The 26,069-nt window shown below is 69.0% G+C and carries 23 protein-coding genes; 17 read left to right on the forward strand and 6 right to left on the reverse strand.

The annotated features are described in order from the left end of the window. Nucleotides 1-790, forward strand: a 790-nt coding sequence (locus tag Q0Z44_RS11075) for a TolC family protein (protein WP_298012649.1), incomplete at its 5' end; no start/stop codon positions are given. A 37-nt stretch (nt 791-827) separates the two neighbouring features. Here Q0Z44_RS11075 and rraA read toward each other — a convergent pair. Then, nucleotides 828-1,325 carry a ribonuclease E activity regulator RraA gene (gene rraA, locus Q0Z44_RS11080; RefSeq protein ID WP_298012651.1) on the reverse strand — a complete coding sequence of 166 codons (498 nt, stop codon included), beginning with the start codon at nt 1,323-1,325 and terminating at the stop codon, nt 828-830. Between the two features lie 153 nt (nt 1,326-1,478). On the opposite strand from rraA, the gene Q0Z44_RS11085 reads away from it, so the two are divergent. From Q0Z44_RS11085 to Q0Z44_RS11115, 7 genes are all read left to right on the forward strand, one after another. Continuing rightward, nucleotides 1,479-2,504: a lysylphosphatidylglycerol synthase transmembrane domain-containing protein gene (locus Q0Z44_RS11085; RefSeq protein ID WP_298012654.1), complete on the forward strand. Its 1,026-nt coding sequence runs from the start codon at nt 1,479-1,481 to the stop codon at nt 2,502-2,504. A gap of 29 nt (nt 2,505-2,533) precedes the next feature. After that, a complete protein-coding gene (locus tag Q0Z44_RS11090) occupies nt 2,534-3,565 on the forward strand; it encodes a glycosyltransferase family 2 protein (RefSeq protein WP_109036813.1) in 1,032 nt (343 codons plus the stop codon). Nucleotides 3,566-3,589: 24 nt separating this feature from the next. Next, nucleotides 3,590-5,320 carry a glycosyltransferase family 39 protein gene (locus Q0Z44_RS11095; protein ID WP_298012658.1) on the forward strand — a complete coding sequence of 577 codons (1,731 nt, stop codon included), beginning with the start codon at nt 3,590-3,592 and terminating at the stop codon, nt 5,318-5,320. Continuing rightward, nucleotides 5,310-6,074: a phosphatase PAP2 family protein gene (locus Q0Z44_RS11100; protein ID WP_298012659.1), complete on the forward strand. Its 765-nt coding sequence runs from the start codon at nt 5,310-5,312 to the stop codon at nt 6,072-6,074. The genes Q0Z44_RS11095 and Q0Z44_RS11100 overlap by 11 nt, the downstream gene beginning before the upstream one ends. A gap of 75 nt (nt 6,075-6,149) precedes the next feature. After that, entirely contained in the window at nt 6,150-7,271 is a 1,122-nt protein-coding gene (gene nadA / locus Q0Z44_RS11105; protein WP_298012661.1) for a quinolinate synthase NadA, read from the forward strand. A 35-nt stretch (nt 7,272-7,306) separates the two neighbouring features. After that, entirely contained in the window at nt 7,307-8,215 is a 909-nt protein-coding gene (gene nadC / locus Q0Z44_RS11110; protein WP_298012664.1) for a carboxylating nicotinate-nucleotide diphosphorylase, read from the forward strand. 137 nt (nt 8,216-8,352) lie between these two features. Further along, nucleotides 8,353-8,637: a late competence development ComFB family protein gene (locus tag Q0Z44_RS11115; RefSeq protein WP_109036818.1), complete on the forward strand. Its 285-nt coding sequence runs from the start codon at nt 8,353-8,355 to the stop codon at nt 8,635-8,637. A 7-nt stretch (nt 8,638-8,644) separates the two neighbouring features. Here Q0Z44_RS11115 and nadB read toward each other — a convergent pair whose 3' ends face one another. Continuing rightward, nucleotides 8,645-10,282, reverse strand: coding sequence for an L-aspartate oxidase (gene nadB, locus Q0Z44_RS11120; protein ID WP_298012667.1), 1,638 nt, complete (start codon nt 10,280-10,282; stop codon nt 8,645-8,647). Between the two features lie 149 nt (nt 10,283-10,431). Beyond that, on the reverse strand, nt 10,432-11,982 hold the full coding sequence (locus tag Q0Z44_RS11125) for a glycosyltransferase family 39 protein (protein WP_298012670.1): 1,551 nt from the start codon (nt 11,980-11,982) through the stop codon (nt 10,432-10,434). 135 nt (nt 11,983-12,117) lie between these two features. Here Q0Z44_RS11125 and Q0Z44_RS11130 point away from each other — a divergent pair, with 135 nt between their 5' ends. Both Q0Z44_RS11130 and Q0Z44_RS11135 read left to right on the forward strand, forming a co-directional pair. Beyond that, nucleotides 12,118-12,999, forward strand: a complete 882-nt coding sequence (locus Q0Z44_RS11130; RefSeq protein WP_298012672.1) for a neutral zinc metallopeptidase — start codon at nt 12,118-12,120, stop codon at nt 12,997-12,999. A gap of 57 nt (nt 13,000-13,056) precedes the next feature. After that, nucleotides 13,057-14,034 (forward strand): NADPH:quinone oxidoreductase family protein, encoded by a 978-nt coding sequence (locus Q0Z44_RS11135; RefSeq protein ID WP_298012674.1) that lies wholly within the window; start codon nt 13,057-13,059, stop codon nt 14,032-14,034. Here the strand turns inward: Q0Z44_RS11135 and queG are convergent. Then, complete coding sequence (queG, locus tag Q0Z44_RS11140) at nt 14,024-15,103, reverse strand: tRNA epoxyqueuosine(34) reductase QueG (protein ID WP_298012717.1); 1,080 nt, start codon at nt 15,101-15,103, stop codon at nt 14,024-14,026. The two genes, Q0Z44_RS11135 and queG, sit on opposite strands and share 11 nt — an antisense overlap. 105 nt (nt 15,104-15,208) lie before the next feature. Between queG and tsaE the strand changes: the two genes are divergently transcribed. Beyond that, on the forward strand, nt 15,209-15,754 hold the full coding sequence (gene tsaE, locus Q0Z44_RS11145; RefSeq protein ID WP_298012676.1) for a tRNA (adenosine(37)-N6)-threonylcarbamoyltransferase complex ATPase subunit type 1 TsaE: 546 nt from the start codon (nt 15,209-15,211) through the stop codon (nt 15,752-15,754). Then, nucleotides 15,747-17,297 (forward strand): N-acetylmuramoyl-L-alanine amidase, encoded by a 1,551-nt coding sequence (locus Q0Z44_RS11150; protein ID WP_298012678.1) that lies wholly within the window; start codon nt 15,747-15,749, stop codon nt 17,295-17,297. The genes tsaE and Q0Z44_RS11150 overlap by 8 nt, the downstream gene beginning before the upstream one ends. Nucleotides 17,298-17,306: 9 nt before the next feature. Here the strand turns inward: Q0Z44_RS11150 and Q0Z44_RS11155 are convergent, their stop codons facing one another. Then, on the reverse strand, nt 17,307-17,957 hold the full coding sequence (locus Q0Z44_RS11155) for a DedA family protein (RefSeq protein ID WP_298012680.1): 651 nt from the start codon (nt 17,955-17,957) through the stop codon (nt 17,307-17,309). A 75-nt stretch (nt 17,958-18,032) separates the two neighbouring features. Here Q0Z44_RS11155 and mutL point away from each other — a divergent pair, with 75 nt between their 5' ends. The 5 genes from mutL (at nt 18,033) to Q0Z44_RS11180 (ending at nt 24,487) form a co-directional block, all read left to right on the forward strand. After that, a complete protein-coding gene (mutL, locus tag Q0Z44_RS11160) occupies nt 18,033-20,111 on the forward strand; it encodes a DNA mismatch repair endonuclease MutL (RefSeq protein WP_298012682.1) in 2,079 nt (692 codons plus the stop codon). A gap of 20 nt (nt 20,112-20,131) precedes the next feature. Beyond that, nucleotides 20,132-21,379, forward strand: a complete 1,248-nt coding sequence (locus tag Q0Z44_RS11165) for a pseudouridine synthase (protein ID WP_366517610.1) — start codon at nt 20,132-20,134, stop codon at nt 21,377-21,379. Then, entirely contained in the window at nt 21,366-22,637 is a 1,272-nt protein-coding gene (locus Q0Z44_RS11170) for a multidrug effflux MFS transporter (protein ID WP_298012684.1), read from the forward strand. Before Q0Z44_RS11165 ends, Q0Z44_RS11170 begins: the two co-directional genes overlap by 14 nt. Before the next feature lie 4 nt (nt 22,638-22,641). Further along, nucleotides 22,642-23,622, forward strand: a complete 981-nt coding sequence (gene miaA, locus Q0Z44_RS11175) for a tRNA (adenosine(37)-N6)-dimethylallyltransferase MiaA (protein WP_298012686.1) — start codon at nt 22,642-22,644, stop codon at nt 23,620-23,622. A 94-nt stretch (nt 23,623-23,716) separates the two neighbouring features. After that, a complete protein-coding gene (locus Q0Z44_RS11180) occupies nt 23,717-24,487 on the forward strand; it encodes an MBL fold metallo-hydrolase (RefSeq protein ID WP_298012688.1) in 771 nt (256 codons plus the stop codon). Between the two features lie 25 nt (nt 24,488-24,512). Here Q0Z44_RS11180 and Q0Z44_RS11185 read toward each other — a convergent pair whose 3' ends face one another. Further along, nucleotides 24,513-26,069 carry a DHA2 family efflux MFS transporter permease subunit gene (locus tag Q0Z44_RS11185; RefSeq protein ID WP_298012690.1) on the reverse strand — a complete coding sequence of 519 codons (1,557 nt, stop codon included), beginning with the start codon at nt 26,067-26,069 and terminating at the stop codon, nt 24,513-24,515.

Raw genomic sequence — 26,069 nt, forward strand, 5'->3', positions numbered from 1 at the left:
CAGCGTGCGCAAACGCGTGCAGCTTGGCGACGCAGCCCGGCTGGATGCAATGCAGGCCGAAGCCGCTCTCGCACAGGCCCGCGCGCAGGCCACGGCCGCCAGCCAACACCTGCTCGCACTCGAACGTCGCGTGAATCTGACCCTGCCGGGCTGGCCCCTGACGCCGCCTCCGCCCGCCTCGGACAGCTGGATGACAGCCCAGGCTGCACTCCGTTCGGTCCCTTCCACGCTGGATGAAGGCGCCATGCAGGCGCTCTTGCAGCGCCACCCGGCCCAGGTACGCGCCCTCGCCCTTCTCGACGTGGGCGCACAGCAGGCGCGCCAGGCCGACGCGGCACGCCGTGGCACCCCGACCGTAGGCGTACAACTGGCCCGGGACCGTAGCGGGGCCGAGCAGGCGGTGTTGCTGCAGGTGAATGTGCCTCTCGGCAGCGCCTACCGTGATCTGGCCGCAGAAGCGCAGCAGGCTCAATTCAGGGCCTCGAGCGCCCAGCAGGCCGCCCAGCTGGCCGAGGCCCGCGCCACGCTGCAACAGCGCTGGCAGGCCACCCACGATGCGATGGCGCGCTGGCAATGGCAGCGCGACGCCCTCGCGCGCCTCGAGGATGCGGCCCAGGCGCTCGACAAGGGCTACCGTCTTGGCGAAGGGCCCCTCGACGGGGTCTTGCAGGCACGCCGCCTTGCCCGCGAACAGGCCCTGCAGGCCGCGCAGGCCGAGACCGAGGCCTGGCTTGCACTGTGGCGCTGGCAACTGGATGCCGGGGAACGCTGGCCGCCCCCCGGGCGCTGAGACAGAGCCAGCGCCCCCGCCCGGCCTTAACCGCGCGTCACGCGGCGGGCTTGTCCATCACGACGATGCCGTCTTCGTCCGCGTACAGCCAGTCGCCCGGGCGAATCCACACGCCCTCGATCTGCACGGCCACGTCGTTCTGACCCTCATTGCGCTTTTCGGTGGGCAGCGGCATCAGCGCCAGCGCCCGGATACCGACGTCGCACGCCGCCAACTCGGCCGAATCCCGCACACAACCGTAGACCACGACACCGGCCCAGCCATTGCGGGCCGCCGCCTTGCCCAGGTTACCGCCCACCAGTGCGCGGCGCAGCGAACCGCCGCCGTCCACCACCAGAACGCGGCCCTGCCCCGGCGAGTCCACGGCCGCCTTCACCAGCGTGTTGTCTTCGAAGCACTTCACCGTGCTGACGGGGCCGGCGAATTTGATGCGGCCACCGTAATCCTTGAACAGGGGCGGCAGGACGCGGAAGGCGCCGTCGGTGTCGTTCTTGTGCTCGTCGCAGAGGTCGCAGGTGGCGAAGGTGTTCGACATGGATGCATCCCAATCGGGCAGGGTTGAAACTGAAATTGATTCTAGAACGGCCCTCCGGCACGGCCTGTGTGTCGCGCGCTTTGCAATGCGCCGCTCGCACGGGCGCCAAGATGCGGGACAATCGCAGGTTGCCTTGTTGCCAGCGCCGCCACCGTGTCCGCTTCTCCGACGCCTTCTTCTGACGCCCCTCGTCCTGCCGCACGCCGGGCGCGCATGGCCGTGGCCTGGGCCGTCGGGCTGGGGCTGCTCGCGTGGTTGCTGAGCCATGTGCCGCTGGCCCAGCTCACGGCCGCGCTGCAACGCCCCGCCCCGGGCATCTGGCTGTTGACGCTGGCGGGCCTGCTCGGCAGCTACGCCCTGCGGGCCGCACGTGTGCAGGTCGTGTTCGATCTGGCCAGCAGCGCCCCGCCCAGCCGGCGCGTGCTCGGCCTGCGGATGGACGCGCTGCGCGTCATCCTGATGCACAACGCCGCCGTGAACCTGCTGCCCATGCGCGCAGGTGAATTGAGCTTTCCCTGGCTGGCCTCCCGCCAGCTGGGCCTGAGCGTGCCACGAGCCGTGGCCTGCCTGCTGTGGATGCGGGTGCAGGACCTGGCCGTGCTGATCCTGCTGGGCATCGTGCTGTGGCCGGGCCTGGACTGGGCCATGCGCATCGGCGCGCTGGTCGCCGTAGCAGGCGCGTGGCACATCGGCAACCGGCTGCTCGCCCGCTGGCTGGCCGCCCACCCGAACGCCGACACCGTGCCCGGCGGGCTGCGCGGCCTGCTCACCAAAGTGCGCCACGCTCTGCTCGAACCCGCCCATCACCATCCGCTGGCCTGGTTCTTCACTGCGGCCAACTGGAGCCTGAAACTCGCAGCCGGCGCCTGCCTGCTGTCGGCCATCAGCACCGCACCATGGGGCACTGCCTGGTCGGGCGCCCTCGGTGGCGAGCTGGCGGCCATCGTGCCCCTGCAGGGGCCGGCCGGCTTCGGCACTTACGAGGCCGGCGTGTGGGCCGGCTTTGCCGCGCACCTGCCCCGCGGCTCCGCGGCACTGGCCCAGGCCATCCCCGCGGCGCTCGCCCTGCATGTGTGCTTCCTGCTGTGTGCCGTCCTGGCGGGCGCCATCGCCTCGCTGCTTAACCACATCGAGCGGCCGGCCACCCCGCATTCCCCTGCTTCCTCCGGCCGCGGCTGACCGCTGGCCCTGACTTCCGAAAGCTGCCCATGACCCTTGCCACGCAAGCCCCGTCCAACGTCCTGAGCGACGTGCCGCCGCACCGCCTCTCCATCGTCGTGCCGATGTACAACGAGGTCGACAACGTCGAACCGTTCGTGACGGCCGTGCACGAAGCGCTGGGCGACTACGGCTTCGAGTGGGAGCTGCTGCTTGTCAACGACGGCAGCCGCGACGGCACCCGCCAGGCACTCGACGAACAGGCGCGCCTGCGCGGCCCGCACGTGCGCCCCATCCACCTGTGGCGCAACTTCCGGCAGACGGCCGCCATGCAGGCCGGCATCGACGCGGCCCGTGGCGATGTCATCGTCACCCTCGACGGCGACCTGCAGAACGACCCCAAGGACATCCCCAAGCTGGTGGCCCGCCTGCTCAAGGAAGACCTGGACCTGGTGGCCGGCTGGCGTCAGAACCGGCAGGACGGCATGCTGCTGCGCAAGGTGCCGTCGCGCATCGCCAACCGCCTGATCCGCAAGATCACCCAGCTCGAGTTCCAGGATCTGGGCTGCAGCCTCAAGGCCTACCGTGCCAGCGTCCTCAAACGCGTGAGCCTGTATGGCGAAATGCACCGTTTCATCCCGGCGTGGATGGCCACCGTGACTTCGCCGGCCCGCATGGCCGAAGAGCCGGTCAGCCATCACGCACGCACCCGCGGCGAATCGAAGTACGGCATTTCGCGCACGCTGCGCGTGGTGCTCGATCTGCTGGCCGTGAACTTCTTCCTGCGGTTCTCGGGTCGCCCCGGGCACTTCTTCGGGGGGGTGGGCCTGGCGGTCGGCATGGTGGGCGGTCTGATCCTGGCCTACCTGGGCGCCCTCAAGCTGCTCGGCGAAGACATCGGCGGCCGTCCCCTGCTGTGGCTGGGCTTCTTCTGTGTGCTGGGGGGCCTGCAGTTCCTCACCACGGGCGTCCTGGCCGAACTCCTGATCCGCATTTACTACGACCGCGGTGAGGTGGCGCCTTATCACACCAGCAAAGCCCCTGAGATGGCACCCACCGCTGGCTGGCACCATCGCGCCTGATCCAACGCCGTACGCCCCCGGACCATGACCCAGCCACAAGACCGTCCCTCCCCCTCGACTGCCCAACGGTGGCCACGCCTGTGGGGCCCACGCCTGGGCTGGCTGCTGGCCTTCATCGTCGTGCTGATGGGTTACCGCTACTGGGCGGTGCAGCACGTCGGCATCTCGCTGTTCTTCGATGAGGCGCAGTACTGGGACTGGTCTCGTCACCTGGATTGGGGCTTCTTCTCCAAGCCGCCCCTGATCGCCGGTCTGATCTGGTTGAGCACCGCCCTGTTCGGCGACGGCCTGCTGGGCGTCAAGGCGCTGCCGATGCTGCTGTATCCCGCCACCGCGCTGGCCATGGTTGGCTTTGCCCGCGCCCTGTGGCCCACCAGCAGCGGCGTTCGCACCGGCATCGTGGCAGCCGCACTGTTCATGACCCTGCCCGTCACCAGCCTGATGGGCCTGTTTGCCAGCACCGATGCTCCGCTGATCCTGTGCTGGACGCTGGCCTCGTGGATGCTGTGGCGCGCCCAGGTGACCGACCGGGCAAGCTACTGGCTGCTGTGCGGCGTGGCATGCGGGGTGGGCCTGATGGGCAAGTACACCATGGCCGCATTCGCGCTGACCGCGATCTGGGCGCTGTGGGGCGTACAAGGCCCCAAGCGCGGCGTGCTGCGCGTGGGGCCGTGGCTGACGGTGCTGGTGGCTGTGGCCCTGCTCTCGCCCAACCTGTGGTGGAACGTACAGAACGACTTCCCCACCCTGGCCCACACCGCAGAGATCACCACCGACTCCACCCGCAGCGGCGGCTTTGGCGCCGTGGCGCGCTTCCTGGGCGGCCAGATCGTCATGCTCGGACCGCTGGCGGTGTTCGCCGGCGTATGGCTGCTGGTGCGCCAGCGCCGTGAAGCCGTCAGCACGCCACCGGCCTCCGTGCCAGCCAGCCAGTGGGCTGCCTCGCAGCAGACGCTGTCGCCGCCGTCGACCTCTGGGTCCTTCGCGGCACGCCGCCCGGCCGTGCGGGGATCGGCGTACTACCTGGCCTCGGTCTCGAGCTACCGCTTTCTGTGGGCCATGAGCGTGCCGCTGCAACTGGTGGCAGTGGCCCAGGCCTTCCATGCCGATGCGCACGTGAACTGGGCCGCCCCCTCGATGGTCGGCTTCACCCTGCTCATCGCCTCGCGCCTGAGCCAGCCCCTGGTGCCGCTGTCGGCACCGCGCCCGGCCCGCTGGCTGGTGGCCGTGCTGGCCGTCAACCTGCTGCTCAGCAGCGTGGTGCTGCACCTGCGCGAGATCGCCGGCCCCCAGATGCCCTCGCGACTCGACGTGCTGGTGCGCATGCGGGGCTGGCAGGAAGCGCTGGCCGACCTGGCCCCGGTGCTGCAGGATCCGGTCGTGCGCGGCCTGCCGGTGCTGACGGATCAGCGCCTCCTGATCACGCATGCCGCCTACCACTGGCGCCACCAGGGCGTCGCCACCTACATGTGGAACCCGCGCGGTGTGCGCCACAACCACTACGAGATGACGCGGAGCCTGCCCAACAAGGTGGGCCAGGACGTGCTGCTGCTGACGGACAACCCGCGGCCCGATGCCATCACCCAGCGCTTCGCCATCGTGCGCCTCATGAAGTCGGTGAAGGTCGTCGTGGGCCCGGATCGGACAGTCGAACTGCACCTGTTCTTCCTGCGCGGCTTCCTGGGTTACGACCACGCAACCTACCTTCAGCAAAGCGGCGCCGACCGGCCCGAGCCCCTGACCGATGCGCCTTGACCACGCCGACACCTCGCCGGACACCACCGAGCAGGACGTCAACGACCGGATCACCTTCCTGATCTGGAGCACGCTGTTCTTCGCCTTGGCCATCTTCGGCAAGCTGCCCGGTCTGGATCTGCTGGTCTCCGCACGCTACTGGCGGCCCGAGGTTGGCTTCATCCACGCACAGGACCCGGTGGTGGTCACCCTCTACACATGGACGCCCTGGGTCGGCCGCGCCCTGCTGCTGGCCATGGCCTTGTTCGCCTTCGCCGCCCCCGCCATCGCCCGCGCGTTGCAACGCCGTGGGCATTCCAGTGCGGCCGAGCGCTGCGCGGGCCCGTGGCGTCGGGTGGCCGCCCTGGCGGCACTGGCTGCGGCGCTGGGCAACGGCCTGGTGGTCGAAGGCATTCTGAAGAACACCATGGGCCGCCCACGCCCCGTCCAGACCGTCCAGTTCGGCGGGCCCACCCCCTATGTGGCACCGCTCAGGCTGGGCGCGGATCCCGAACACCACCGCAGCTTCACCAGCGGCCACGCCGCCACCGGCTTCTCGCTGATGTGTCTCGGCCTGGCCTGCGGGCCCGTCTGGCGTCGCCGCTGGCTGCTGATCGGCATTGTGGGCGGCAGCGTGATCGGCTTCGGTCGCATCCTGCAGGGTGGCCACTACTTCAGCGACGTGCTCTTTTCCTTCTACGCAATCTGGCTGTCGTGCGAGCTCGTCGCCTGGCTGGACCGCCGCCGGCAGACCCCGCGGCCGGCTCCGTCTTGATCGCGGCGCGCCACACCCCACCTGCAGATCGGCGATCATCGCGACCGTCCCTTGTTCCCGCACCGAGACCCTGCCATGTCCACCGCCCAGACCGTTGAATATGACTACGACCGCCAGGACGCCACTGGCGCCACCTGCACGGCCCACGCGTGGGCCAAGGTGCCCGCACCCCTGTCGCCCGACGAGAAGACCCGTGTGAAGGAGCGGATCAAGGCCGAACTGCAGCGCCAGAACGCCGTGCTGGTGGCCCACTACTATGTGGATGGCGACCTGCAGGACCTCGCCTGGGAAACCGGCGGCTTCGTGTCCGACTCGCTGGAAATGGCGCGCTTCGGCCGCGACCACGCCGCCCAGACCCTGATCGTGGCGGGCGTGAAGTTCATGGGCGAATCGGCCAAGATCCTCAGCCCCGAAAAGCGCGTACTGATGCCCGATCTGGACGCCACCTGCTCGCTCGACCTGGGCTGCGCCGCCGACGACTTCGCCAAGTTCTGCGACGCCCACCCGGACCGCAAGGTTGTGGTGTACGCCAACACCAGCGCCGCCGTGAAGGCCCGCGCCGACTGGATGGTGACCAGCTCTTGTGCGCTGGCCATCGTCAACCATCTGAAAGCCCACGGCGAGAAGATCCTGTGGGCACCCGACCGCCACCTCGGCCGCTACATCGAGAAGCAGACCGGTGCCGACATGCTGATGTGGAACGGCGCCTGCATCGTGCACGACGAGTTCAAGGGCCTGGAGCTGGACCTGCTCAAGAAGGACCACCCCGAGGCTCTGGTGCTGGTGCACCCCGAATCGCCCGAGAGCGTGGTCAACCAGGCCGACGTGGTCGGCTCGACCTCGCAGCTGCTCAAGGCCGTGATCGAGTCGCCCGCACGCGAGTTCATCGTCGCCACCGACAACGGCATCCTGCACCGCATGCGCCAGCTGGCACCGGGCAAGACGCTGATCGAAGCGCCCACCGCCGGCAACAGCGCCACTTGCAAGAGCTGCGCGCACTGCCCGTGGATGGCCATGAACGGCCTGCAAGGTGTGCTCGACTGCCTGGAACAAGGCACGGGCGAGATCACCGTGGACGAGCCCACACGCGCCAAGGCCAAGGGCTGCATCGACCGCATGCTGGACTTCGTGGCCGCCAACCCGTCGGCCATCACCAAGCCCGCGCAGGGCTTCGTGCCCAACATCGGCGCAGCCTGATCCACGGCACCGCAGAACACAACAAGACCCCATCCATGTTCGACCACAACGAAACCCTGGAAGAAGCCCGCGCCCGCAATGTGCGCGATGCGCTGTTCGAAGACGTCGGTGTCTGCGACTGGACCGCGCAGCTCGTGCCCGCCGGCCAGCGCGTGAAGGCCCGCCTCATCGTGCGCGAAGAAGCCGTGCTGTGCGGCCGTGACTGGTTCGAGGCCTGCCTGAACCAGCTCGACGCCACCGCCCGCATCACCTGGGCCTATGCGGAAGGCGCGCTGATGCAGCCGAACACCGAGGTCTGCGCCATCGAAGCCGATGCGCGCGCGCTGCTGACCGCCGAGCGCCCGGGCCTGAACTTCCTGCAGACGCTGTCGGCTGTGGCCACGGTGGCGCGCAAGCACATGGACGCCATCGAAGGCGCCTCGCCCAACCCGCGCGGCTGCGTGGTGCTCGACACCCGCAAGACCCTGCCCGGCCTGCGCCTGGCGCAGAAGTACGCCGTGCGCGTGGGCGGGGGCGCCAACCAGCGCCTGGCCCTGTACGACGGCATCCTGATCAAGGAAAACCACATTGCCGCCGCCGGCAGCGTGACGGCCGCCGTGAAGAACGCGCAGGCCCTGGTGGCCGCGCAGCCCTCGCCGCAGCGCGAGCAGATCACCATCCAGGTCGAGGTCGAGACCCTTGATGAGCTGCGTGAGGCTCTGGCCGCCGGCGCCACCAGCGTGCTGCTGGACAATTTCACCAACGACATGATGCGCGAGGCGGTGGCTGTCAACCAGCAGCTCACGCAAGGCCAGGCGCTGCTCGAGGTGTCGGGCGGCGTCACCATGGACCAGTTGCGCGGCATTGCCGAAACCGGCGTCGACCGTATTTCTGTGGGCAAGCTCACGAAAGACGTGAAAGCCGTCGATTTCTCACTGCGGGTGCTGGAACGCATCGGCGGCTGAAGCGCCCGGCGAGGCATGCACGAAAGCGCCCTCGCCTGCGCCATATTGCCGAACCGGGGCCCTTCACGGGCCCTTTTTCATGGCCGGGCCCGCTCGGGCTCAGCCACACTGCGACCATTGCGCCCCCTCGCCACACCATGCCTGCCGACTTCACGTCTCTGCACAATTACCACGAACGCCTGGTGGTCGATCTGGTGGTCGACCTCGCCGCCGGCTATCCGCTGCTGACGGAAGACCACCACCCGGACGTCGCCTGCGTGGCCCTCAACCGCCTTCCGCCGCGCTACATCCGCCACCAGGTGGACCTGTCCTTCCACATGACCGAGAAGGAGCGCCAGGAGAGCGAGCAGGCCATCCGCGAGGCGGTGCTGTTCGCCTTCGAATTCGTCCAGGCCCGCTACGCCATGCGGGCACGGCGCTGACCACCGATCACGGCAGCCAGGCGTCCTTGTCCTTCTTCTTGGCCTTGCGGCACAGAATGGTCGGGAAGCTCGCGGGCAATGTGTAGGGGTAGTCGCGGCTGTAGTGCAGGCCGCGGCTCTCCTGGCGCGACAGCGCCGAGCGCACGATCAGCTCGGCACAATCGACCAGATTGCGCAGCTCCAGCATGTCACGCGTGACGCGGAAGGCTGCGTAGTAATCGTCGATCTCGGAACGCAGCAGCTTGATGCGATGCAGTGCGCGCTCGAGGCGGCGCGTGGTGCGCACGATGCCCACGTAGTTCCACATCAGCAGGCGCAGTTCGTCCCAGTTGTGGGCGATCACGACCTCTTCGTCCGCGTCGATCACCTGGCTCTCGTCCCAGGCCTGCACCTTGGGCACGGCCTTCGGGATCTGCGACTGGATGTCGTCCGCGCAGGTCTTGCCCAGCACCACGCACTCCAGCAGCGAGTTGCTGGCCAGCCGGTTGGCGCCGTGCAGGCCGGTGTAGGTGGTCTCGCCCACGGCGTACAGGCCGGGCAGGTCGGTGCGGCCATGCAGGTCCGTCACCACGCCGCCGCAGGTGTAGTGGGCCGCTGGCACCACCGGAATGGGCTGGCGCGCGATGTCGATGCCCAGCTCCAGGCAGCGCGCGTAGATCGTCGGAAAGTGCGAGCGCAGGAAGGCTTCGCCCAGGTGCGTGGCGTCCAGCCACACATGGTCGACGCCGTGCTTCTTCATCTCGAAGTCGATGGCACGCGCCACGATGTCACGCGGGGCCAGCTCGCCCCGCTCGTCGTGGTCGGGCATGAAGCGGTGGCCGTTCGGCAACTTCAGGATGCCGCCCTCGCCACGCAACGCCTCGGTGATGAGGAAGCTGCGCTCCTGCGGGTGGTACAGGCAGGTCGGGTGGAACTGGATGAACTCCATGTTCGCCACGCGGCAGCCAGCGCGCCACGCCATCGCGATGCCATCACCCGTAGAGGTGTCGGGGTTGCTGGTGTAGCGGTAGACCTTGCCCACGCCCCCGGTGGCCAGCACCACGGCCGAGGCCGCCAGCGTCTCCACCTCGTGCGTGTCAATGTTCAGCGCGTACACGCCGTGGCAACGGCGGTTCTCGGCGCGGTCGTCGCTGCCCTTTTTCAGGTGGCGCTGCGTGATCAGGTCGACCGCCATCCAGCGCTCGCGCAGCGTGATGTTCGGGTGCTTCTTGACCTCGTCGAGCAACACGTCGTGGATGGCCTTGCCCGTGGCGTCGGCGGCGTGCGCAATGCGCCGCACGGCGTGGCCGCCCTCACGCGTCAGGTGCAGGCCCAGCGGGCCTTCGGGGTCGGGCGAGAACGGCACGCCCCGGGCCACCAGCCACTCCACCGCTTCGGCGCTGTGGCGGGCGATGAATTCGGCGGTGCGCTCGTCCACCAGGCCGGCGCCGGCCTCCTGCGTGTCGCGCACGTGCGATTCAACGCTGTCGTCGCTGCCGAGCACACCCACGATGCCGCCCTGAGCCCACGCCGTGGCGGCCTCTTCCAACTGACGCTTGGCCAGCACGATCACAGGCTGGGTCTCTGCCAGGTTCAGCGCCACGGTCAGGCCGGCAAGGCCGGCACCGATGATGACCACGGGCAGGGACGACTCGGGAGCGGACATGGTGCGGCAGCGCCTCAGGGCAGGAATGGAGGCCGAATTCTAGCCCTCGCCCCGACCGGGCAAGGGCGGACTGGCCATCCCACGTGCGGCATGACGATGACAGCGGAAACGGTCCCCTCTGGTATCGGTCCGGAGGCCGCCGCCCAGACTCAGGGTGCGCAGCGGGCTGCGCCGCACAAACGCTCGCAGAACACGCAGCCGCGCACAGGAAGCCATGCAGGGAAGGCGTAATAGCGGCGGTTCACTTCGTTCAGAACCTGCTGGCGGTACACGTCGAACCGGAAGCCCTGCCCCTCGACCACGTGGAAGGGCTGGCCATCCTGCACCACCTGCCAGGTTCGCACGGCGTGGAAGTATGGCTCGTACTCGCCCGGCGCCGGGGCGCTCGTGCGCAGCACGCGGATGGTGCGGCCATCGAAGCGGCTGTAGTCCACCACCAGGTCATCCTGCCGCGCATGCACGCTGCCCAGCCCGAAGACCGGCACATGCTGGCCCGCTGCGTAACCGTAGATAGAGGCCGCCGAATAGGCATGGCCCATCAGCACCACGCCGGGCGCGGCCACTTGCTGCACCAGTTCGGGCGCGCGGACCGCCTCGACGATGCGCTTGTAATGCTTGAAGTGCTGCCACTGCGTCAGGCTGGTTTGCGACAGCGCCACCACGATGGCGAGGTGCAGGCCCAGGAACACCGCCAGCCCGCGGCGGACGCCCGCAAGCCGATCGGCCGGCAGCCGCCACGTCAGCAGCACCGTCACAAACGGCAGAAAGGCCAGCAGCCAGTGCAGCCCAATCACCTTGCGGCCCGACATCAAGGCAAACAGCGCCAGCGGCACCAGCGCCACACAAGCCAGCAGTACCTGCCCCCGCAGGGACTCGCGCAGGGCCGCACGCGCCCGCCAGGCGTACCACAGCCACACCGGGGTCACGAGGTAGACCAGAGTCAGCAGGTAGCCCAGCGGTTTGTCCCATCCGAAATCGGCGTCCTCATTGCGGTTGAAGACGTTGAACATGATGTTGGTCCAGCAGTGGTCCAGATTCCACATCAGGTTCACGATCGCGGCCGGCACGCCGCACAGCACCAGCAGCACCAGGCCCCGCCAGCGTGCGCGACCCCAACCCGCAAAGTAGACCAGGTAGGCCAGCCCGAGCAGCACCGCAAAATACTTGGACAGAAAGGCCAGGCCGATGGCGACGCCGCTGAAGGCATACGCCCCCCAGGCCATGCGCCCACTGGCCGACTGCCGCTCAGCCCGCATCAGGGCCGCCACCGACCACGCCGCAAACAGGATGAGTGGCGAGTCCGTCGTCATCAGGGCGTTGAGCCAGTTGATCGGCATCAGCCAATACAGCAGCACGGCCCACGCCGCCCGCGTCCGGTCCACCGGCGCCCAGGCCCACCAGATGGCCGCACCCACACCCAGCGGCAACACCAGCATCGGCAGCCGGATGGCCCAGGCCGCGTCTCCGAACATCGCCCGCGTGCCCATGATCCACCACGCCACCATGGGCGGGTGGTCGTAGTAGCCGTAGTCCGGAAAGCGCGCCCACCAGTAGAACAGCGCCTCGTCGCCCGTCATGGGCAGCACTGCGGCCAGCCAGGCCCGGAAGCCCACCGACGCCAGCGCCACTACCCAGAGCCAGCGCACGAGCTCGGGCCCCAGGCGGGCATGGTCAACGCGGGATGCGGGCAGAACGGGCATGAAGCAGGGCCGCGGCACGGGCCGGGTGGGTCAGGACAAGGGGGGGGAAGGCAAGGCCCGGAAGCCGGTGTGCCGACGAGCCGGAATTCTAGACGCCCGCTGCTACGATGACCCGAACACAAAGGGAGGAGCGCCATGCGCTGGGAAGGCAACCGCGAAAGCGACAACGTGGACGATGTGCGGGACCAGGGTGGCGGACCGGGCAACGGTCTGCGGCTGGGCGGTGGTCGGCTGGGCATCGGCTCGGTGGTGATCGCGGTGGTGGCCAGCTATTTCCTCGGCGTCAATCCGCTGACGGTCCTGCAGATGCTGGCAGGCGGCCCTGCGCCCACAGGCCAGCCCGCACATGAGCAGCAAAGCGCCGCCCCAAAGAACGACGAACAGACGCGCTTCGTACGCACCGTGCTGGCCGACACCGAAGACGTCTGGCGCACGCTCTTCAAGGAAGGCGGGGGCCAATACCAGGATCCACGCCTGGTGCTGTTTCGCGGCAGCGTCCCCACCGCCTGCGGCACCGGCCAGTCGGCCATGGGGCCGTTCTACTGCCCGGCCGACCAGAAGGTGTACATCGACCTGGGCTTCTACGACGTGCTGCGTCAGCAGCTCGGCGCCCCCGGCGACTTTGCCCAGGCCTATGTGATCGCGCACGAGGTCGGGCACCACGTGCAGAACCTGCTGGGCACGACCGACAAGGTGGAGGCGATGCGCGGCCGCGTGAGCGAGACCCAGTACAACGCCTTGAGCGTGCGGCTGGAGTTGCAGGCCGACTGCTATGCCGGCGTGTGGGCCCACCACGCGGACCGCGCCCGGCAGGTGCTGGAAACCGGTGACATCGAGGAAGGCCTGAACGCGGCCGCGCGCATCGGCGACGACGCAATGCAGCGACAGGCGGGCGGCGAGGTCCGTCCGGATTCCTTCACCCACGGCACCAGCGTGCAGCGCCAGACCTGGTTCCGGCGCGGCCTCGACACCGGCGATCTGCGCCAATGCGACACTTTCGCGCGCGGCGCAGTGTGATACTGGCCTGTACCCTCACACAGAGTCCCTGACGGACCTCACTTGGAGACACCCCTCATGCAAGCCTGGATCTGCAACGAATTCGCTGGCCCCGAGCAACTGGCCTGGCAGACGCAACCCACGCCCGAGCCGGGCAAGGGCGAGGTCCGCGTGGCCATCAAGGCCGCCAGCCTCAACTTCCCCGACCTGCTCATCGTGCAGGGCAAGTACCAGATGAAGCCCGCCCTGCCCTTTGTGCCGGGCGCCGAGTTCGCGGGCGTGGTCGAAGCCGTGGGCGAAGGCGTGAAGCACCTGGCCGTGGGCACACATGTGGCCGGCTTTGCGGGCACGGGTGGCTTCGGCACCCACGCCATCGCGCCGGCGGCCGTGCTGATGCCGCTGCCGCCGGTGTTCTCGTTCGAAGACGCCGCCGCCTTCCTCTGTACCTATGGCACCACCTACCATGCGCTGATGGACCGCGCCGCGCTGAAGGCCGGTGAGACGGTGCTCGTGCTCGGCGCGGCCGGTGGCGTCGGCACGGCGGCCATCCAGATCGCCAAGGCTGCGGGCGCCCGCGTGATTGCGGCGGCCTCCACCGACGAGAAGTGCGCGCTGTGCCGCGAGCTTGGCGCCGACGAGACCATCAACTACGCCACCACCAACCTGCGCGATGCGTTGAAGACGCTGACCGACGGCAAGGGCCCGGACGTGGTCTACGACCCGGTGGGCGGCGACATGACCGAGCAGGCCTTCCGCTCGATCGCCTGGCGGGGGCGCCTGCTGGTGGTGGGCTTTGCCAACGGGCAGATCCCCAACCTGCCACTGAATCTGGCGCTGCTCAAGGGTGCGTCCATCGTCGGCGTGTTCTGGGGTGAGTTCGCTCGGCGCGAACCGCAGGCCAATGCTGCCTGCCTGATGCAGCTGGCCGCCTGGTACATGGAAGGCAAGATCAAGCCGGTCATCGAGCACAAGCTGCCGATGAGCCAGCTCAAGGAAGGCTTCGCGCTGATGGGATCGCGTCAGGTGCGCGGCAAGGTCGTGCTGGTCAACGACTGACCGACTGCGACAGCGCCCACGCCACGTGCTCGGCCACGAGCGCGTGGTCGTCGCCCACCAGCGGGGTGGTGTCGGCCCAGCCTTGCAGCGCCCCCACCAGGTGCGCCCTCACGTCGGGTGCCAGCGCAGGTGCCGCCAACGCATTGCCCATCGCCACCGCCAGGTTGCGCTGCCAGCGCGCATGGCCAATGCGCCGGATCGGGCTGCCCTCAGTCAGCCGCAGAAAGGTGGCCTCATCCCATTGCCACAGGCCGAGCAGGTCGGGCGCGGCCAGCGCCGGCCGCACATCAAAGTCCGGCACCGTCGCACGGCGGGCGAACTTGTTCCACGGACAGGCCAGCTGGCAGTCGTCGCACCCGTAGATGCGGTTGCCCATCAGCGGGCGCAGCGCCAGCGGAATGGGCCCCGGGTGTTCAATGGTGAGGTAGGAGATGCAGCGGCGCGCATCCACCTGCCGCTCACCCACGATGGCCTGCGTCGGGCACACCGCCATGCAGGCCTGACAGGCGCCGCAATGGGCCGTTTCCGGTTCGGTCAGCGGCAGGGGCACATCCACATAGATCTCGCCCAGAAAGAAGGTCGAGCCCGCCTCGCGCGACAACAGCAGCGTGTGCTTGCCGCGCCAGCCCAGGCCGCTGCGGCTGGCCAACTCCACCTCCAGCACGGGGGCCGAATCGGTGAACACGCGGTGGCCAAACGGCCCGATCACTGCGGCCAGGCGGTCGGCCAGTTTCTGCAACCGGGCGCGCAGCACCTTGTGATAGTCCCGGCCCCGGGCATACATCGACACGCCGGCCTGCGACGGGTCCGCCAGGCGATCCCACTCCACCCGCTGCCAGCCCTCGGGCTGGCTGGCCGGCAGGTAATCCATGCGCGCCGTGATCACACGGACCGTGCCTGGCACCAGTTCGGCCGGCCTGGCGCGCTTGAGACCGTGGCTCGCCATGTAGTGCATCTCGCCGTGGAATCCCCGCTCAAGCCAGTCCAGCAGGCGCGGCTCGGCACTTGACAAGTCGACATCCGCTACGCCAATCTGGGAAAATCCCAGTTCTGCGGCCCATTCACGCAGTGCATCGAGCACCGCAACCGGGTCGGACAGCGGCCGCGACGCCGCAGGCGCATCCGATGAGCCTGCCTGATCTGGCTGCCGGGGTGACCGAATTTCATGACGCATGTGACGATCGTAGCAAGCCAGCCCAACGCTTCTGTCAACGAGGTCTGCCAGACCTGGTTGGACGAGTCTGCCTGCGCGGCCCTGGCGTCCGCACTGGCTCAGGCGCTGCGCCAGCGGCTCGAGTCGGGCGGCTCCGCCGTGATCGAGCTGCATGGCACCCTGGGTGCGGGCAAGACCACCTTCACGCGACACCTGCTGCGCGCGTTGGGGGTGACCGGCCGCATCAAGAGCCCGAGCTACGCCGTCGTCGAGCCGCATGAACTGCCGGGGCACACCGTGCAGCATTTCGATTTCTATCGCTTCAACGATCCGCAGGAATGGGAAGACGCTGGCTTTCGCGACCTGTTCGCCGCGCCCGGCCTCAAACTCGTGGAATGGCCCGACAAGGCGGCTGGCCTGCTGCCCCGCCCGGACCTGCGCCTGATGCTGACCCTGCACGACGACACGCGACGCGACGTCCGGCTCGAGGCCCTGAGCCCCACCGGCCGCGCCGCACTCGCGGACTTGAACGCCGCCCCGACTGAAGGAGGCCCCGCCCATGCGTGAGCATGACCCCACTCCATCTCCGTCACGCCGCGCCCTGCTCAAGCAGGCAGCGGGGGGCACGCTCATCTTTCTGCTCGGCCCGAACGAGCTGGCCTGGGGTGCCGAGCTGGTGGCCGTGCGCGTGTGGCCAGCGCAGGACTACACCCGCGTCACGCTGGAGTCCGACACGGCGCTCAACGCCACGTTCTTCTCGGTGGACCGCCCCAACCGGCTGGTGATCGACATCGAGGGCCTGGCCCTGAGCAGCCAGCTCAAGGAGCTGGTACGCAAGATCCGCAGCGATGACCCCTACATCGCCGGCGTGCGTGTGGGCCAGTACAAGCCATCCGTGGCCCGCCTGGTGATCGACCTCAAGCAGGCGATCAAGCCGCAGGTGTTCGGGCTGGCGCCCGTGGCGGCCTACCAGCACCGCCTGGTGTTCGACCTGCATCCGGGCGCGCCGATCGACCCGCGCGTGGCGCTGAATGCCGGCACGCCCGAAGCACCGGCCTCGTCACCCACTGCGGCACCCTCCGCCCCTGCCAGCCCGACGCTCCCGGGCGTCCAGGCACCCGCCAGCGCAGCCCAGCAGAGCCCTGCCGCTGTAGCAGGCATGGCTGCGCAACGCTCGTCCGAGCAGGCCGCCGACGCAATGAACGACGCCCTGGGCGAATTCATCGGTGGGCTGCGCCGCCCGCCAGCCGATGCCGACCGCAGCGACACCCGTGTGGCCACCCGGACACCGCCCAGGCCAGCGGACAAGGACACCAAGCCCGCCGCACGCCCCGAGCCGCGCCCCACCGCCGAGCGCCTCGAACCCATCGAACCGCCGCCTGCGGCCACCGATGCCACCCAGCGGCTCGTGATTGTGGCGCTCGACGCAGGCCATGGGGGCGAAGACCCGGGCGCCGTCGGCCCCAGCGGTCTGTATGAGAAGGACGTGGTGCTCGCGGTTGCCCGCAAACTGCGCACGCGCATCAACGCCCTGCCCGGCATGCGCGCCATGCTGACCCGCGAATCCGATTACTTCGTGCCACTGCACGAGCGCGTGAACAAGGCTCGCCGGGTGCAGGCCGATCTGTTCGTGTCCATCCACGCCGACGCCTTCATGAACCCGGAGGCACGGGGTGCGTCGGTCTTCGCGCTGTCAGAGACGGGCGCCACCAGCGCTGCGGCGCGGTGGATGGCCAAGAAGGAAAACGCGGCCGACATCGTGGGCGGCGTCAACATCAAGACCAAGGACGCGACCATCATGCGCGCCCTGCTCGACATGTCGACCACGGCGCAGATCAAGGACAGCCTCAAGCTCGGTCAGGCCGTGCTGGGCCACCTCGGCAAGGTCGGGCGGCTGCACAAGCCGCGCGTCGAGCAGGCCGGCTTTGCGGTGCTGAAGGCCCCGGACATCCCGTCCATCCTGGTGGAAACCGGTTTCATCTCGAACCCGGAAGAAGAATCCAAGCTCAAGGACGAGTCCTACCAGGCCCAACTGGCTGACGCGCTGCTGGCGGGCATCCAGCGCTACTTTGCGCGCAACCCGCCGCTGGCCCGCAACCGGGCGCTCTGAGCGTTCAGGTCAGGCCGTGGCGCGCGCCTGACGCCCGGCCTTCCAGGCCCCGAAAATGGCGATCAGCCCCGGCACCAAGATCATCGCCCAGATGATCTTGCTGAGGTGCTGTTGCACGAAGGGGATGTTGCCGAAGAGGTAGCCCACCACCGTGAGGCCCACCACCCAGATCAACGCACCGACCACGTTGTAGGCGGTGAAGGTGGTGCGGTTCATCTGCGCTACGCCGGCCACGAAGGGCGCGAAGGTGCGGATGAAGGGCATGAAGCGAGCCAGGATGATGGTGATGCCACCGTGCTTCTCGTAGAACGCATGGGCCGCATCGAACGCCTTGCGGTTGAACCAGCGCGAGTCCTCCCACTGGAACACCTTCGGCCCGATGTAGCGGCCGATGGAGTAATTGAGCTGGTCACCAGCAATGGCGGCCACCAGCAGCACGCCGATGGCCACCGGCAGGCTCAGCGAACCTGTGCCGGCCAGCGCACCCACCATGAACAGCAGCGAGTCGCCCGGCAGAAACGGCATGACCACCAGCCCCGTTTCCACGAACACGATCAGAAACAGCAGGGCGTACACCCAAGGGCCGTAGAGCTGCACGAACTCGGCAAGGTGCTTGTCGACGTGCAGGATGAAATCGATCAGAAAGTGGGCGAGCTCCATAGCGCGGGATTATGGCCGCATTGCCCGCAAGCCCCACCACCTGTCCGGGCGGCCCCGCGCTTCTACAATGCGCAGATGAATCTGGATACCGCCCCCGACCCTGCCACCGCCGATCAGACCGCCGCGGCGCCTGACGCCGGAGCCGAGCCGGTCCAGCGGCGCACCATCCAGGAACTGCCCGACGAGCTGATCAGCCAGATCGCCGCCGGCGAGGTGGTCGAACGGCCGGCTTCGGTCGTGCGCGAACTGGTGGACAACGCGCTTGATGCCGGCGCCCGGCAGGTCACCGTCAAGCTGATGGGGGGCGGCGTGCGCCAGATTCTCGTTGAGGACGACGGCTGCGGCATTCCCGTGCCCGAACTGCCACTGGCCCTCAAGCGCCACGCCACCAGCAAGATTCGCTCGCTGGACGACCTGGAGCACGTCGGCACCATGGGTTTTCGGGGCGAGGCGCTGGCGGCCATTGCCTCGGTGTCGGACATGTCGGTGGCCAGCCGCACCCCGCACGACGCCCACGCCCACCGGCTGGATGCCCGCTCGGGCGAACTGACGCCTGCGGCCCGTGCCGTGGGCACCAGCGTCGAGGCCCGTGAGCTCTTCTTCAATACGCCGGCCCGGCGCAAGTTTCTCAAGAGCGACGCGACCGAGCTCGCGCATTGCCTCGAGGCCGTGCGCCGCCATGCCCTGGCTCGGCCGGAGGTCGGCTTTGCCGTATGGCACGAAGGCAAGCTGGTCGAACAGCTCCGCGCCGGCACGCCGGCCCAACGCCTGCAGGACGTGCTGGGCGACGAATTCGTGCGCACCAGCCGCGAGGTCGATCTGCAGATCGGGCCGATGCGGGTGCATGGGCGGGCCGGGCTGCCCGATGCCGCCCGCTCCCGTGCCGACTGGCAGTACTGCTATGTCAATGGCCGCTATGTGCGCGACAAGCTGATCTCGCACGGCGTGCGGTCGGCGTATGAGGACGTGCTGCACGGCTCACGCCAGCCCACCTATGTGCTGTTCATCGAGATCGACCCCGAGCGAGTGGACGTGAACGTGCACCCGACCAAGATCGAGGTGCGTTTCCGTGATTCGCGCGAGGTGCACCAGGCCGTGCGCAAGGCGGTCGAGGCCACGCTGGCCCGGTCTCGCGCCGGTGCGGAGGCGGCGCCGTTGATGCCCGACCTGGCGCGTGCGGCTGCCGAGGCGCCCGACCCCGCCCCGGGCCCGTCGCAGGCATCGGACACCGTCAGCTGGAGCGGCGCCAACCGGACACAGAGCGCCCTGCCCTGGGCCCGCCCCGCCGGCACGACCGCGCCCGAGCAGCGCTGGGCCGGCTGGCCAGCGGCGGCAGGCACACCCACCGCGCCACTGGCGACCACGCCGGATCCCTTTGCCGACCTGGCACTGCCCCGCGTGGTGGCCCGCACGGACGGCGAGGTCGATGCCACGCAGCCCATGACGTACGCGCACGCCGCATCTCGCCCGCTGGAGGTCGCCGAAGGCGTGCCGGGCGCTCTGCTCGCCACGGCGTCCGGCCCGGGGCACACGGCCTCGCCCGCCTCCAACGACAACACGGGCCACGAAGAATGGCCCCTCGGCCGCGCCATCGGGCAGATCGGGGGCATCTATGTGCTGGCCGAGAACGCCAAGGGCATGGTCATCGTCGACATGCACGCCGCCCATGAGCGGGTGGTTTACGAGCGGCTGAAGGCCCAACTGGCTCAGGCGCGGCTCGAAAGCCAACCCCTGCTGATCCCGCTGACCTTTGCCGCCTCGCCGGCCGAAATCGCCACGGCCGAGACCGCACGCGAGGCCCTGACCGAACTTGGCCTCGACATCGACGCGATCGGCCCCGGCAAGCTCGCCGTGCGTGCCGTGCCCGCGGCTCTGGCCCAGGCGGACGGCGTGGAACTGGCGCGCTCGGTGCTGGCCGAACTGGCCCAGCTGGATGCCAGCCACGTCGTGCAGCGTGCCCAGCACGAACTGCTGGCCACCATGGCCTGCCACGGCGCCGTGCGGGCCAACCGCCAGCTGACGCTGACCGAAATGAATGCCCTGCTGCGCGACATGGAGGCCACCGAACGCGCCGACCAGTGCAACCACGGGCGCCCCACCTGGCGGCAGCTGACCCTGCGCGAACTGGATGCGCTGTTCATGCGCGGCCGCTGACGCCACCCTGACTGTTTTTCATGACCGAACGCAAGAAACTGAGCCTCAACCGCCCGGCCCCCACCGAAGGCGGTGACGCGCCCTCGCACCGCAAGCCCCCCGTTCGCGGCAGCGGCACCGCACCGCGCAAACGCATGACGGCGGCTGAAGCCGCCCAGGCCCGAGAAGAGGCCGCGGCGCGCGCTGCGGCCGCCCCGACGCAACGTCGCCATCCGGACGATCGCACCGAACGCCCGCCGCGCCGCGATGCTTCGGGCCGCGATGATCGCCGGCCGCCCCCGCGCCGAGAGGACGACCGCCGGCCTGCACCCCAGCGAGCTGACGACCGCCGTGCCGCCCCGTATGGCGAGCCTCGCCATCCGCGTGACCGCGATGAAGCCGGCTACCGAAGCGACCGCAGCAATCTGGCGAACCGACGTGATCCGGGCGACCGGTCCGACCGCACCCCCCGTGCCGCACCGCGCCCTGCGCAACCGCCGCACACCGAGCGCCCGACGCCCGATGACGGTCGCATGCGCCTGTCCAAGCTGATGAGCGAACGCGGCCTGGCCTCGCGCCGTGAGGCCGACGAGTGGATCGAACAAGGCTGGGTGCGCGTCAACGGTGAGGTGGTGGACGAACTGGGCACCCGCGTGCTGCCCGATGTCGAGGTCACCATCGACCCGCTGGCCCGCACGCAGCAGGCCGAGCGCGTGACCATCCTGCTGCACAAGCCGATCGGCTACGTCAGCGGCCAGGCAGAAGACGGGCATGAGCCCGCCGTCACGCTGATCCGTCCGGAAAACCGCTGGAAGGACGATCGCCAGCCGCTGCAGCTCACGCGCGGGCACCTGCGCCACCTTGCACCCGCCGGCCGACTCGACATCGACTCGACCGGGCTGCTGGTCCTCACCCAGGATGGCCGCATCGCGCGCCAGCTCATCGGCGAGGACTCGGGCGTCGAGAAGGAATACCTGGTGCGTGTGCAGGCCGTCGACGCGCCGGACGCCGAAAACGTCTCGGCCGTCGTGCCGCCCGAAGTGATCGAGCAGCTGCGCTTTGGCCTGGAACTCGACGGCCGCCAGTTGAAGCCGGCTCAGGTGTCCTGGCAGAACGAACAGCAGTTGCGCTTCGTGCTGCGCGAAGGCCGCAAGCGCCAGATCCGCCGCATGTGCGAGCTGGTGGGCCTGCGCGTGGTGGGCCTCAAGCGTGTGCGCATGGGCCGCATCACGCTGGGCAAGCTGCCCGTGGGCGAATGGCGATTCCTGAGGGCCGATGAGCGCTTCTGACGCTGGGGCGGCGCGCCCGCCCGGCCACGGCATCCCCACGTGGGTGGTGGTCGTGGCCCTCAGCATGCTGCTCGGCCTGCAGCCGATCACGACCGACCTCTACCTGCCCGCGCTGCCGCAGTTGCAGGTCGCGCTGGGTCTGACGCCCTCTCTGGCGCAATGGACGCTGTCGGTGCTGATGCTGAGCTTCGGCTTCGGCCAGCTGGTGTGGGGGCCGATTGCCGACCGCATTGGCCGCCGCCCGGTGTTGCGCTGGGGGCTGGGCCTGTACGTGCTGGCCAGCATCGCGGCCACGCTGGCGCAGGATTTCAGCATCGTCATTGCCGCGCGCATCGCACAGGGCGCGAGCCTGTCGGGCGTGGTGATGTGCGGCCGCGCCATGGTGCGCGACCTGTACGAGCCCGAAGATGGCGCGCGCATGATGGCCCACGGCATGGGCGGGCTGGGCGTGATCGCCCTGGTCGGCCCCGTGCTGGGCGGCCTGGCGGCCACGCATGGCGGGTGGCGCGCCACCATGTCGATCCTGGCGATTTCCGGCGCCATCATCCTCGCCTTCATCTGGTGGCGCCTGCCCGAAACGCTGGCCCCTGAGCGCCGACAGGCCGCGCTGCCGTGGCGCACACTGGTGCGCAACTGGATCGGCATCGGCCGGCAGCCGGTGTTCCGCAGCTACGCACTGCTGTCGGCCTCGACCTACGGCGGGCTGTTCGTCTTCCTGTCGATCTCGTCCTTCGTGTTCATCAACGTGCTGGGCATCAGCCGCACGGCCTACGGCCTCGTGATGGCCAGCACCTCGCTGTCCTACCTGTTGGGCACCCTGCATTGCCGGCGCACGCTGAGCCGGCAAGGGCTGCGCGGCACGGTGCGGCGCGCGGGCTGGTTCCCGCTGGTGGGCGGCGTGTGGGGCCTGTGCATCTCGCTGGCACAACTCAGCACCGGCTGGGATGTGCCTTCCTGGGCCTTGCTGCCCGGCCTGTGGCTGTACGCCTTCGGGCACGGCATCCACCAGCCCTGCGGCCAGACCGGCGTGGTGGCGGCCTTCCCGCACCAGGCGGGCGCCGCATCGGCCTTGTCGGGCTTCGTGCTGTCGGTGATCGCGTTCGGCGTGGGCGCCGTCATGTCCGGCTGGACTGCCCTGCCCGGCTGGGCCGGCACCATTCACCCGCTGACACTCGGCATGGCACTGGGCGGCGCCTGCACTGCCCGCGTGGCGCTGCACCGCGTCCAGCGCCATGGCCTGATCCCGCAAGCCGCCTGAACCCATGAGCCATCCCCACACCGAACCTCTGTGGATCCTGACCGGGCCCACGGCCTGCGGCAAGACCGCGGTGGCGCTCGAACTGGCCCGGCATCTGCCACTGGAAATCATCAGTGTCGACTCGGCCCTGATCTACCGCGGCATGGACATCGGCACCGCCAAGCCCACCCGCGAGGAACAGGCTCAGGTGCCTCACCACCTGATCGACATCCTCGACCCGACCGAGCGCTACAGCGCGGCGCGCTTCGTGGCCGACGCCGAGGCCCTCGTGGCCGACATCCGTGCGCGCGGGCGAACCCCGCTGCTGGTGGGCGGCACCATGCTCTACCTGAAGGCCCTGCTGGAAGGCATCGACGACATGCCCGCCATTCCGCCCGAAGTGCGTGCCGAGGTCGACACCCGGATGCGCACCCAGGGCAGCCACGCTCTGCACGCCGAGCTAACCCGCGTGGACCCGGCGACGGCCACCCGCCTGGCCCCCGGCGACACGCAGCGCATCCAGCGTGCACTGGAGGTGTGGCACGCTACGGGCACGCCGCTATCGGCCTTTCACCAGCGAAGCCAGCAGGACGGCGCCGCGCAGCGCCCGGCCATCATCGTGTCACTCGAGCCAGAGGACCGGGCCTGGCTGCACCGCCGCGTCGCGCTGCGCTACCAGCAGATGATGGCCGCCGGCTTCGTCGACGAGGTGCGCGCCCTTCGTGCGCGCCCTGAACTGCATGCCGACCTGCCCGCCATCCGCTGCGTGGGCTACCGCCAGGTGTGGGAGGCGCTGGATGCGAGCCTGGACCTGAATGACCCCGCCACGCTGGCCGAGGTCACCGAGCGCGGCGTCGCGGCCACGCGTCAACTTGCGAAGCGCCAGGTGACATGGCTGCGCAGCATGCAAAAGCGTCACGTCATCGCATGTGACCAGGGCCAGACGGCGGCTACCCTGTCGGACAGGGCCCGTGCACTCTTCACGACAGGCTCGCCCCCGAATTGAGGTGGGTTAAGTCAATCGACTGTACTTGCGTCTAAGCTCGGCGATCCCCTTTTTGCCGTGCGACGTGCGGCTCTGGGCCGAAGTTGGAGTTGTGATGCCATACGAGCTGTTCCGCGATCAGGGCCACGCCTGCCTGATGTTTTCCGACCTCAGTAATGAGGGCGGTGAGGCCGTGCAGGCCAACCAGTTCCTGATCGTCGATGGCGACCATGGCGCCATCATCGACCCGGGCGGCAACCTCGCCTACAGCGAGCTCTACCTGGGCATGACGCGGCACTTCCCGCCCTCGCGCCTGTCCGCCATTCTGGCCTCGCACGCCGACCCGGACATCATCGCCTCGCTCGATCGCTGGATGACGGCCACGCCCGACGCCAAGCTGTACGTGTCGACGCTGTGGGAGCGCTTCGTGCCGCACTTCTGCAAGCCGGGCAAGACCACCGGCCGCATCGTCGGCATCCCCGACCCCGGGATGCGCATCCGCGTGGGTCGCAACGACCTCATCGCCCTGCCCGCGCACTTCATGCACGCCGAGGGCAACTTCCAGTTCTACGACCCGATCAGCCGCATCCTGTTCTCGGGCGACCTGGGCGTGTCCTTCGTGTCGGGCGAAGGCGCCAAGCAGCCCATCCGCTCGCTCAACCCGCTGCCGCGCGGCATGGAAAGCTTCCACCGCCGCTACATGGTCTCAAACAAGATCCTGCGCAGCTGGGCCCGGATGGTGCGCACGCTGAAGATCGACATGATCGTGCCGCAGCACGGCGCGCCGCTGGCCGGTGCCGCCGTCAAGGAGTTCATCGACTGGGCGGAGCAGCTGTCGTGCGGGATCGACCTGATGTCGGACGCGAACTACATCGTGCCGAACTGAACCGGCATCGGTGCAGACACCGGCGTCAGTGGGCGCCGGAATCCACCGCGGCCCCGCCAGCGCGCTTCGGACGCGTCATCCACACCAGCGGAATCATCAGCAGGAACAGGCAGGCCGACGCCAGGTAGACGTCGTCGGCTGCGCGGGTGAAGGCCTGCTGATCGATGAGGCGTGTGATCTGCGCGGCGGCCTGCTCGAAGCCCAGCCCGCCGCGCGACAGCGTGTCCAACGCCTCCATCGCCCCCGGGTCGGTACGGCTCACGTGCTCGACCATGTGCACATGGTGCAGCGTGGCGCGGTTGTCCCACACCGTGGTCACGGTCGACGTGCCGATGGCCCCCGCCGTGATCCGCACGAAGTTGCTCAGGCCCGAGGCCGCCGGGATGCGGTCAGGCGTGAGCCCGGACAAGGTGATGGCGCTCAGCGGGATGAAGAAGAACGCCAGCGCCGCACCCTGGATGATGGTGGGCAGCATGATGTGTTGGAAGTCGGCCTGCACCGTGAAGTGCGAGCGCATCCACAGCACCAGCGCGAACACGCAGAACGACACGGTGGCCAGCGCCCGCGGATCGACCCGGCTCACGTTCTTGCCCACCACCGGCGACAGCAGGATGGCCAGCAACCCCACCGGCGCGACCGCCATGCCCGCCACTGAGGCGGTGTAGCCCATGTGCTGCTGCAGCCACAACGGCAATACCACCACGTTGCCGAAGAAGAGTCCGTAGCCGATCGACAGCGTCAGCACGCCGAAGGCGAAGTTCTGCTTCGAGAACAGCCGCAGGTCGACCACCGGGTGGTCCTGCGTCAGCTCCCAGATCACGAAGACGATGAAACCGATGAGTGCCACCAGGGCCATCGCAATGATCTGGCCGCTCTCAAACCAGTCCAGCTCCTTGCCCTTGTCGAGCATGACCTGCAGCGCACCCACCCACAGCACCAGCAGCGCCAGCCCGACCGTGTCGATGGGCAGCTTGCGCGTGGGCGTCTCGCGCTTCTTGTAGATGCGCCAGGCCACGGCGGCGGCGCCCAGGCCCACGGGCACGTTGATGTAGAAGATCCACGGCCACGACAAGTTGTCGGTGATCCAGCCGCCCAACAAAGGCCCGGTCACGGGTGCGACCAGCGTGGTCATCGACCACATCGCCAAGGCCATGCCAGCCTTGGCCGGCGCATAGCTGCTCAGCAGCAGGGTCTGCGACAGCGGGATCATCGGCCCTGCGACCAGCCCCTGCAGCACGCGAAAGGCAATCAGCATCTCGAGCGACGTGGCGAGCCCGCACAGCCACGAGGCCAGCACGAAGAGCAGCACACTGGCCGTGAACAGGCGCACCGCACCGAAGCGCTGGGTGAGCCAGCCCGTCAGCGGCACCGAGATGGCGTTGGCCACGCCAAAGCTTGTGATCACCCACGTGCCCTGCGTGGGGCTCACGCCCAGGTTGCCAGCAATGGCGGGCAGGGACACGTTGGCGATCGACGAGTCGAGCACGTTCATGAACGTGGCCAGCGACAGCGCCACGGTGCCCAGGGCCAGTTCACCGCCCTGCAAGGGGCGCGGGGCGGCGGCCGCCGCGGTGGCACTCAC

The organism is uncultured Aquabacterium sp. (assembly GCF_947366995.1).
In the GTDB taxonomy this organism is placed as follows: domain Bacteria; phylum Pseudomonadota; class Gammaproteobacteria; order Burkholderiales; family Burkholderiaceae_C; genus Aquabacterium.

What these genes read in the sequence shown, in the direction of transcription:
- rraA (WP_298012651.1), bottom strand. Translation starts at nt 1,325, where the DNA reads ATGTCGAACACCTTCGCCACCTGCGACCTCTGCGACGAGCACAAGAAC.
- Q0Z44_RS11090 (WP_109036813.1), top strand. Translation starts at nt 2,534, where the DNA reads ATGACCCTTGCCACGCAAGCCCCGTCCAACGTCCTGAGCGACGTGCCG.
- Q0Z44_RS11095 (WP_298012658.1), top strand. Translation starts at nt 3,590, where the DNA reads ATGACCCAGCCACAAGACCGTCCCTCCCCCTCGACTGCCCAACGGTGG.
- Q0Z44_RS11100 (WP_298012659.1), top strand. Translation starts at nt 5,310, where the DNA reads ATGCGCCTTGACCACGCCGACACCTCGCCGGACACCACCGAGCAGGAC.
- nadA (WP_298012661.1), top strand. Translation starts at nt 6,150, where the DNA reads ATGTCCACCGCCCAGACCGTTGAATATGACTACGACCGCCAGGACGCC.
- nadC (WP_298012664.1), top strand. Translation starts at nt 7,307, where the DNA reads ATGTTCGACCACAACGAAACCCTGGAAGAAGCCCGCGCCCGCAATGTG.
- Q0Z44_RS11115 (WP_109036818.1), top strand. Translation starts at nt 8,353, where the DNA reads ATGCCTGCCGACTTCACGTCTCTGCACAATTACCACGAACGCCTGGTG.
- nadB (WP_298012667.1), bottom strand. Translation starts at nt 10,282, where the DNA reads ATGTCCGCTCCCGAGTCGTCCCTGCCCGTGGTCATCATCGGTGCCGGC.
- Q0Z44_RS11125 (WP_298012670.1), bottom strand. Translation starts at nt 11,982, where the DNA reads ATGCCCGTTCTGCCCGCATCCCGCGTTGACCATGCCCGCCTGGGGCCC.
- Q0Z44_RS11130 (WP_298012672.1), top strand. Translation starts at nt 12,118, where the DNA reads ATGCGCTGGGAAGGCAACCGCGAAAGCGACAACGTGGACGATGTGCGG.
- Q0Z44_RS11135 (WP_298012674.1), top strand. Translation starts at nt 13,057, where the DNA reads ATGCAAGCCTGGATCTGCAACGAATTCGCTGGCCCCGAGCAACTGGCC.
- Q0Z44_RS11150 (WP_298012678.1), top strand. Translation starts at nt 15,747, where the DNA reads ATGCGTGAGCATGACCCCACTCCATCTCCGTCACGCCGCGCCCTGCTC.
- Q0Z44_RS11155 (WP_298012680.1), bottom strand. Translation starts at nt 17,957, where the DNA reads ATGGAGCTCGCCCACTTTCTGATCGATTTCATCCTGCACGTCGACAAG.
- mutL (WP_298012682.1), top strand. Translation starts at nt 18,033, where the DNA reads ATGAATCTGGATACCGCCCCCGACCCTGCCACCGCCGATCAGACCGCC.
- Q0Z44_RS11165 (WP_366517610.1), top strand. Translation starts at nt 20,132, where the DNA reads ATGACCGAACGCAAGAAACTGAGCCTCAACCGCCCGGCCCCCACCGAA.
- Q0Z44_RS11170 (WP_298012684.1), top strand. Translation starts at nt 21,366, where the DNA reads ATGAGCGCTTCTGACGCTGGGGCGGCGCGCCCGCCCGGCCACGGCATC.
- miaA (WP_298012686.1), top strand. Translation starts at nt 22,642, where the DNA reads ATGAGCCATCCCCACACCGAACCTCTGTGGATCCTGACCGGGCCCACG.
- Q0Z44_RS11180 (WP_298012688.1), top strand. Translation starts at nt 23,717, where the DNA reads ATGCCATACGAGCTGTTCCGCGATCAGGGCCACGCCTGCCTGATGTTT.